This window comes from uncultured Chryseobacterium sp. (assembly GCF_913776365.1).
In the GTDB taxonomy this organism is placed as follows: domain Bacteria; phylum Bacteroidota; class Bacteroidia; order Flavobacteriales; family Weeksellaceae; genus Chryseobacterium.
Map to the genome: position 1 here is coordinate 1 of NZ_CAJYMO010000154.1, position 8,380 is coordinate 8,380.

General features: G+C 45.4%; 5 protein-coding genes. 2 read left to right on the plus strand and 3 right to left on the minus strand.

The window, feature by feature from the left end:
- Positions 1-231: 231 nt before the first annotated feature.
- From QZ735_RS07740 to QZ735_RS07750, 3 genes are all read right to left on the minus strand, one after another.
- The gene (locus QZ735_RS07740; protein ID WP_294246491.1) at positions 232-1,077 is read right to left on the minus strand and encodes a transporter; all 846 of its coding nucleotides are present in this window, start codon (positions 1,075-1,077) and stop codon (positions 232-234) included.
- Between the two features lie 44 nt (positions 1,078-1,121).
- A complete protein-coding gene (locus tag QZ735_RS07745) occupies positions 1,122-1,340 on the minus strand; it encodes a hypothetical protein (RefSeq protein ID WP_294246493.1) in 219 nt (72 codons plus the stop codon).
- A gap of 411 nt (positions 1,341-1,751) precedes the next feature.
- On the minus strand, positions 1,752-4,091 hold the full coding sequence (locus QZ735_RS07750; RefSeq protein ID WP_294246495.1) for a PAS domain-containing sensor histidine kinase: 2,340 nt from the start codon (positions 4,089-4,091) through the stop codon (positions 1,752-1,754).
- Between the two features lie 326 nt (positions 4,092-4,417).
- Here QZ735_RS07750 and QZ735_RS07755 point away from each other — a divergent pair, with 326 nt between their 5' ends.
- Positions 4,418-4,981 carry a ferritin-like domain-containing protein gene (locus QZ735_RS07755; RefSeq protein ID WP_294246497.1) on the plus strand — a complete coding sequence of 188 codons (564 nt, stop codon included), beginning with the start codon at positions 4,418-4,420 and terminating at the stop codon, positions 4,979-4,981.
- A 2,476-nt stretch (positions 4,982-7,457) separates the two neighbouring features.
- On the plus strand, positions 7,458-8,380 hold a 923-nt coding region (locus tag QZ735_RS07760; protein WP_294246499.1), incomplete at its 3' end, for a Gfo/Idh/MocA family oxidoreductase.

Below are 8,380 nucleotides of genomic sequence, written 5' to 3' on the forward strand. Positions count from 1 at the left end.
TGAAAATAATGTCGATAATGTGCTGGCCGTTACTGATTTCAATTTCTGCTTTCATCGGGTTTAATGAGAATACTGCGAAAGATGGGGCGTATTAAGGCGTTTACCGGCTGCAGTTGAGTAAAACAGCTGCCGGCCCCATCTTACCGGTTGTGCAAGTTACTAAAAAACGGACAACAGCAGAACGGCATCAGTTGCGGATTTCCGGTGAACGGTACCGGAACAGATGACGGATCACAGGCGGTATGAAGCTCCGATAAAATAATGTTTTTCAGCATCATGCTGGAGTCCGTAATTGAGCCCGGCATCAACCTTGAAATCTTTTGCCACTTCCATCTGGATCGCCGCATTGAGGAAATTGGAAAAATGATGGGCCTTGAAATCATAGGTGTAATAGGTTTCGGCAATTCCCTCCATGCCCTTGACCAGCGGATGGCTGATGGTGAGGGTCTGCAGGAATTCGGTATGCATGGCCGGCTGGTCCTGGTCTTTCAGCCTGTCCAGTTCTACCTGGAAACCCAGTTTCCATTCACCGGGAAGCTTATAGAGCATAGGGACAATGAGCCCGCCTTCCAGCCGGCTTTCCCCGTCATAGACCGAAGTAGGGAATTTAATATAAGGCAGGACAGCCATCACGAAGTTTCCCCCGTCGTTGCCCGTAAGGTTCTGTTTGATCCTGAGGCTGACATCGCCGAAGCCACGGCTGGTCGTCGTATCACCTGAAACCAGACCGGTCTCCTTCTGTATGCCATACGTCTCAAAGCCGATCTGAATTCCCGTAGAACCGGTAATCCCGATCTTGATGTTGGCATGGTTGATCAGGACCGTGCGGATGTCCCGGGTTTCAGACTGCTCACGGATAAAATTAACCAGATCGGCTTCATACTGGAAATGTCCGGCATCTACCGTGTAGGGAGATTCGGTAACATCGGGACGGTCGGTTTCCATTTCCCTCATCTTATCTTTCGGAACCGGGTTGAATAATGAATAACGGGTTTCAGGTTTCTGCTGTCCCGGACACAGGGTGTGAAGGAAAAGGAAACTGATGCTTAAAACAGGTAAATAAAGATGCTTTCTCATGGCGGGATCTGTAAATGGTTAACTTTGCGATGGTTGTTCAGGTATCAGAAAAAGACCCTGATGTCATACGGGCTTTTCATCAGGATATAGGCACGTTCGGGATCATGGATGATTTCATAGGCAATATTTGCAAAAGTATCGCACTGTTTCTGAAGGACTTTGATTTCACCGTATCCTATTCCTTCTTTGAAAAGCTCCAGGAGGTACTGCTTTTTCTCCCGGTCGTAACTGAAATGTTCCTTTTTAAAATCAATGAACTGCATAAAGATATCTTTTGGGTGAGGGGTCGTGTTTTCATCAACTTTTCGCAGCAGGTACCGAAACGGTACCGGATTTTTTATTCAGGCGTGCACAAAAATAAAGCCATACCGTAGACTGACAGTGGAATATGGTACTTTTCAGGGGTCCTCAGGGGATCTGCTTTAGTTCAGAAGCAGCGGTGATGTACCTTCCGGCAATTTTCCGGATGCATCGGTCTGAAAAGGATGGAATGCATCTTGAAATCCTCATAAAGCCGGATGATTGAACCTATACAATGAAAAGGTGCTTGAGCCAGTTTCGACCGACTATGGTATTGTAATTACGGTGCAGTAGCAAAGATCCTCTTACGGAGGCAGGATTCCTTGAAATAAGCAGCCGCAGAAATCCTTCCGGCACCCAATGGGGCCGGAAGCTTATTCAGTACTTCCCAGCGGAAGGGAAAAAACAAAGTCGGAACCTGCGCCGATTTCGCTTTTTACCGAAATCTGACCCTGGTGGTGGCTGATAATTTCCGAGCAGAGATAGAGCCCGATCCCGAATCCTGAAATCGAGTGCATGTCTTCTGTTTCCACCCGGTAATAACGGTCAAAAATATGGACCGCATCTTCCGGCCTGATGCCTTTGCCCTGATCCTTTACACTCACATACGTAAACTCATCATCCGCAGTACAGGAAATCCGGATGGTACTGCCGGCAGGCGAATATTTCACCGCATTGCTGATCAGGTTATGGATAACATGCCCGATTTTATCCCGGTCTGCACTCACCTCCACGGATTCCACAGGGGCAAAGAGGATGGTATGGCTGTTGACGGTAGCAACCGCTTCTTCTTCTGCCTCCTTCACCAGCAGGGCCAGGTCGAACAGCTGCCTGTCGATATGGATTTTCCCCGACTCCAGCCTAGAAACATTCAGGAAACCGTTGATCATGGCCGTCATTTTATTGATCTGGAGGTCTGCCTTTTCCAGGATCTTCGCCTGCACTTCATTTTCAGGTTTCGCAAGCTTAAGCTGCATCAGCTGTATATAGCCCTTGATGGAAGTAAGGGGCGTTTTGAGTTCATGGCTTACCATCCCGATAAAATCGTTCTTGCGGATTTCATCCAGTTTTTTTTCAGTAATCTCATGGATGACACCGGTAAAATACTTTTTGCCGTCTCTTTGCTGCACTTCGCCTATGGTGCGTACCCAGCGCAGTTTTTCATCATGGAATCCGCTGATGGGATACTCCATATCAAAGCGGGCTTCTTCGGCAAGGGTACGATCGATACGGGTGATCACCGGCCTGCGGAAATCCGGGTGGATCCTGCTGAAAGCTGCTTCAAACGGCATCTCTTCATCAGGATAATACCCATAAAATTCTTTGAATTTGGCAGAAGCCGTAAATGTACGGCTGCCGGTCTCAATCCGGAAGGTCCCGAGGCCTGCCGCATCAATGGCCATTCTCAGGTTTTCTTCTGCCCGCTTAATATCTGCACTGGCCAGGTGCTGATCGGTAATATCCATGAATACACCGGTAAAAACGGAAAATTTTCCGGAAGCATCTGTCTTGAGATTGCCGATGGCACGCAGCCAGCGGAGACGCTGGTCATGGAGACCGATAACAGGGTAGGTGACGTCGTAATCGCCATGCCGGTAAATGGCATCTTCCAGTTTTGCCGCTATAGACGCACGGTACTCATCCGGAATCTGTGCCAGGGCCTGTTCGATCGAGAATGACTCGTCTTCATGGTAGCCGAAAAGTTCCTTTGAGCGGGCATCGGTAATGAACTCCCGGGTAATGGAATGAACATACCAGGTCCCGAAGTTGGCAGCGCTTACTGCCAGCCGGAAGGCAATCTGGCCTTCCGCTATTTTTTCACGGGCCCGTATCAGTTCATTATTCATTTTGGCTACTTCCTTAAGGGTAGAGGAAAGTTCCTGATTGGTTTCCTTGAGGCTTTCTTCCCATTTTTTCCTGTCGGTTACATCACGGGTCGCTCCTGCTATCGCCTCTATTTCGCCGTGCTCATTGAAAACGGGAGTGAAGATATAGTCGTACACACGGCTTCCGAGCACGGCATGGGGAAAAGACACTTCCCCGCGTATGGGAAGCCCGGTCTTTTTAATCTCATCGATTTCCCTTTCATGCATCTCCGCATGCCAGGGCTCATAGCCCAGTTCCAGCAGCCCTTTCCCGATGGAATCTTCCCACGTCCGGCCCCACATCGTCAGCAGTGCAAGGTTGGCATAGGTAAATCGGTAATTAAGGTCGAATACATACAGCAGGTCCGGGGTGGATGAGGTAATGGTTTCATAGAGCCTTTTCTGCTGATCAGACTGCGCTTTTGCTTTCAGCAGGGCTTCTTCAGCTTCTTTACGCGGGGTAATGTCTTTTGCAGTCCCGAACCATTCTATGATATGGCCCTCTTCATCAAGAATAGGGATAGCCCGGGAAAACGTCCAGCCCGGTGTGCCGTCCGTCCGTATAACGCGGTGTTCCAGCTGGAATATTTTTTTTTCACGGATGCATTCCTCAATCTTTGCATCAATAAGTTCCCTGTCATCAGGATGCACATTATCAGACCTCCAGCTTGTGCTTGGAACCTTTACGTCTTTCAGGAAGCCCCTGCCGTCGAGCTCACGCATAATCCGGCAATCCGGGCTTAAGGAATACACTGCATCTGAAGTGGCTTCGATCAGGGCTTTCAGGCGGGCTTCTGTTGTAGCAATCCCCGGATTTCCGGAAATAGGCTGATCAGGGAAATTTGTCATATCTGCTGCTGTTGCTTTTACTGTGGTAAAATAAGTCCGGCATTCATCAGTCATCCGGGAGTAGGAATGAAGGATGCATTACTCAGGTTTCCGGTTGAAAAGTTACAACAAACCGTACAAATCCGTAGATATTCAACCGAAATTTTTAAGCATCCTGTTCCGCCGGCATAAAGGGTTAGCCTTCAGGGAAAAGCCTTCGGAAAAACAGTAATTTTATTTTAAAGCAGGAGTGGTTTGTGGTATGTTGTTGAAAATGTGGTATTTAAATTGTTTTTAAGGTCTGGTATTTGTATTACAGGAGCATCAAACCATTTACATTAGAACCTATGAAATCAACTGAAATCCAAAACGGAAAAGCAGCAGGAAAGACGCCTGCAAAATCTTCGGCAGCCGAAGGACTCAGAGAATTATTTATTGATGAACTTAAGGACATCGTTTATGCAGAGAGGGCCCTGGTAAAAGCTTTGCCCAAAATGGCAAGGAATGCTACGGAACCCAAATTGGTTGCTGCTATTGAAGAACATGTAGCCGTTACGGAAGGTCAGGTGCAGAGGCTGGAAAAAATCTTTGAGCTGCTGGGTGAATCAAACAGAGGTAAGAAATGCGATGCCATGGAAGGACTGATCAAAGAAGGGGAGAGCATCGTGGAAGAAACCGAAGCCGGGCCGGTAAGGGATGCAGGCATTATTTCAGCCTCCCAAAAGATCGAGCATTATGAGATCGCCTCTTACGGAACACTGGCTGCTTTTGCCAGGACCCTCCGCGAAGAGGAAATCGCATCGCTGCTGGAAGAAACGCTGGCAGAAGAAAAGCAGGCAGACACCATTCTGACCGATTCAGCATATCATTCCATCAATTTTGAAGCGGCTGATGAAGATCAGGAAAAGTAATAATGAGCCGGACTGTTTTACAGCCCGGCTTTTTTTATCGTATATCCTAAGGTGACTATTATAAAGAAGATGAGCGAATTCAAATCAGCTTTAGCAATTAAAGAATCTGTAGAATTGTAAACGCAGAGATCAATGACAGTCTGCTTTATTTCCAGTAAGCAAAGGCAGATCAATCTGCTGCGCGAAGCGGGTACTTAATTTGCTGATAAGCTTTTGAAGAGACTCCCGCAGATCAGCAGATGAAGCAGATTTTTTTGCATTGTTATCTGCACAATCACCAAAATCTGCGGGCAATTATCTTGCTTTGTATTTTCTTGCTAAGCAGAGCGGCCTTGTTTATCTTAAAAATCAGCGGTATGACAGTAAAAAAACTTTGTCTGGCTTTGCGATAAATGAAATGAAGCAATTGATGAGGCCTATTTTTATCGCAAGGCTAAACAAAGCGTGAGGATTTTGCTGCGGCATAGAGCTAAACAAAGGCGTTTGACTCCGTCGAATCTTTGATTTCACTTAGCCAGGTCATACAAAACTAAGTTGGCTTTGTGTTTCTTTAGTAAATAGAGCACTGGACTTATGTATCCGTATTATTATCTGCGCAATCACCAAAATCTGCGGGAGATTATTTTTCATAAAGTAATCATGCGCTTCATCAGATCAGCCTGCTGATCCCTCTTTGCCTCCTTTCTCTATACGTCCGGATATATAAAAACTTTGCGTTAAAAAAATTGCATGTATTGTATGATCAGGATTTGTTTAAAAGTCATAAAATAATAAACGCAAAGCTAAAGTAGCTGCACGCTTTATTTCAAGGGTGCAAAGGCAGATAAAATCTGCTGCGCGAAGCGGACGTTTTATTTTGCCGATCAACTTTCATAAAGTTTCCCGCAGATCAGCAGATTGAGCAGATTTTTTGCATCTTTATCTGCGTGATCACCCCAATCTGCGGGAGATTATTTCGCACAAAGTTATCTCGCGCTTCATCAGATCAGCTTGCTGATCCTTCTTTGCTTCCTTTCTCTATGCGTCCGGATACATAAAAACTTTGCGTTAAAAAAGGTGCGATGCCTCTTATTCATTAGCTCTTTTAAAAAGTCATAAAATAATAAACGCAAAGCTGAAGTAGCTGTACGCTTTATTTCAAGGGTACAAAGGCAGATAAAATATGCTGCGCGAAGAGGACGTTTTATTTTGCCGATCAACTTTCATAAAGTTTCCCGCAGATCAGCAGATTTAGCAGATTTTTTGCATCTTTATCTGCGTGATCACCCCAATCTGCGGGAGATTATTTTTCATAAAGTAATCATGCGCTTCATCAGATCAGCTTGCTGATCCTTCTTTGCTTCCTTTCTCTATTCATCCGGATACATAAAAACTTTGCGTTAAAAAAATTGCATGTATTGTATGATCAGGATTTTGTTAAAAGTCATTAAATAATAAACGCAAAGTTGAAATAGCACGATGTTTTATTTTAAGTAAGCTAAGGCAGATAAAATCTATTGCGCGAAGCTGACGTTTTATTTTGCCGATCAACTTTCATAAAGTTTCCCGAAGATCAGCAGATTTAGCAGATTTTTTGCATCTTTATCTGCGTAATTACCGCAATCTGCGGGCGATTATTTTTGCTTTGTATTTTTTGCTAAGCAGAGCGGTCTTTTTTATCTTAAAAATCAGCGGCATGACAGTAAAAAAATCTTTTTCTGGCTTTGCGGTAAATCAAATCCGTTTATGTATGAGGTTTTTTTATCGAAAGGCTAAACAAAGGGTGAGGATGTTGCTGCTGCATAGATCAAGCTAAACAAAGGCGTTTGACTCCGTCGAATCTTTGATTTCACTTAGCCAGGTCATACAAAACTAAGTTGGCTTTGTGTTTCTTTAGTAAATAGAGCACTGGAATGCACCTGTATTATTATCTGCGTGATCACCTCAATCTGCGAGAGATTATCTTTGCACAAAGGGGTCATGCACTTCATCAGATCAGCCTGCTGATCCTTCTTTGCTTCCTTTCTCTATGCGTCCGGAAACATAGAAACTTTGCGTTAAAAAATTGCATGTATTGTATGATCAGGATTTGTTTAAAAGTCATAAAATAATAAACGCAAAGTTGAAGTAGCAGGATGTTTTATTTCAAGGAAGCTAAGGCAGATAAAATCTGCTGCGCGAAGCAGGCGTGTTATTTTGCCGATAAACTTTCAGACAGTGGTTAGAGCTTGTTTGATTACTAAGGTCCGGAGCCCAATTGAAAAATCTCTTACATACGCTAAATCTGCGGGCATTCCTGCTAAAAAACAAGACCCGTTATCATGGTAAAATACAATCATAGAACTTTGTATCGAAAGATAGCCCGTACATGATATGAACCGCATAATTTGTACAATGTGATATTGGCATTTTTATTGAATTTCTGAGAAAGTCTCCGAAAGCCGGAAATCAACACGGTTTTCCTCATTATGTCAAACCAAATCACAAAATAAATCCTATGGAATCTACAGAAAATCCACCTGTAAAACCCAGTCTTTCACGTAAAGAATTTCTGAACATTACCGGCCGTTCCCTGGTAGGGGCCGCTGGTACCCTGGCATTAAGCCCGCTTGTTTCCGGACAGGTATATGGCCAGGATCGCAAAGATGCAGTCTCACCGCCGGCCAAAATACCTGCCGATGTAGAAAGACCTATTGTCCTGGAAACCTGGAAATCGGATGCCGACCAGCAGTCGGCACCAACACCCACTCCGCTTCCTCCTTTCCGGAGGATAGGATATGCCGTGGTAGGACTCGGCCATCTGGCACTGGAAGAAATACTGCCGGCGCTGAACAATTGCAAAAAATCGAAGCTGGTCGCGTTGGTCAGCGGAAGCCCGGAAAAACTGAAGAAAGTTGCGGCGCAATACGGCATTGGCCAGGAAAACTGCTACAGCTATGAGACCTATGACCAGATTAAAAACAACAAAGAGGTGGATGTGATCTATATTGTGCTGCCCAACGGACTGCATAAAGAATATGTTATCCGGGGAGCCAAGGCCGGCAAGCACATCCTTTGCGAGAAACCTCTGGCCAACTCTTCGGCAGAATGCAGGGACATGATTGCAGCCTGCACCGGGGCAGGGGTGAAGCTCATGGTTGCTTACAGGATCCACTATCAGCCGCATAACCGCAAATTGCGGGAAATGCTGCAGAAAAAAGAATTCGGAATCCCCAAATTTGTGGAAGCCCATAATTCACAGAGTACAGCCAATCCGGACCACTGGCGCCACAAAAAAGCACTGGCAGGGGGCGGAGCGCTGCCGGATATCGGGCTCTATTGTCTGAATACAACGCGTTTTGTTCTGGGAGAAGAACCGGTGGAAGTCTTTGCCTATCAGTACAGCACACCCGGAAATCCTCTGTTCCGGGAAATTGAAGA

Coding starts and splice junctions, on each gene's coding strand:
- QZ735_RS07755 (WP_294246497.1), top strand. CDS start 4,418: ATGAAATCAACTGAAATCCAAAACGGAAAAGCAGCAGGAAAGACGCCT.
- QZ735_RS07750 (WP_294246495.1), bottom strand. CDS start 4,091: ATGACAAATTTCCCTGATCAGCCTATTTCCGGAAATCCGGGGATTGCT.
- QZ735_RS07740 (WP_294246491.1), bottom strand. CDS start 1,077: ATGAGAAAGCATCTTTATTTACCTGTTTTAAGCATCAGTTTCCTTTTC.
- QZ735_RS07745 (WP_294246493.1), bottom strand. CDS start 1,340: ATGCAGTTCATTGATTTTAAAAAGGAACATTTCAGTTACGACCGGGAG.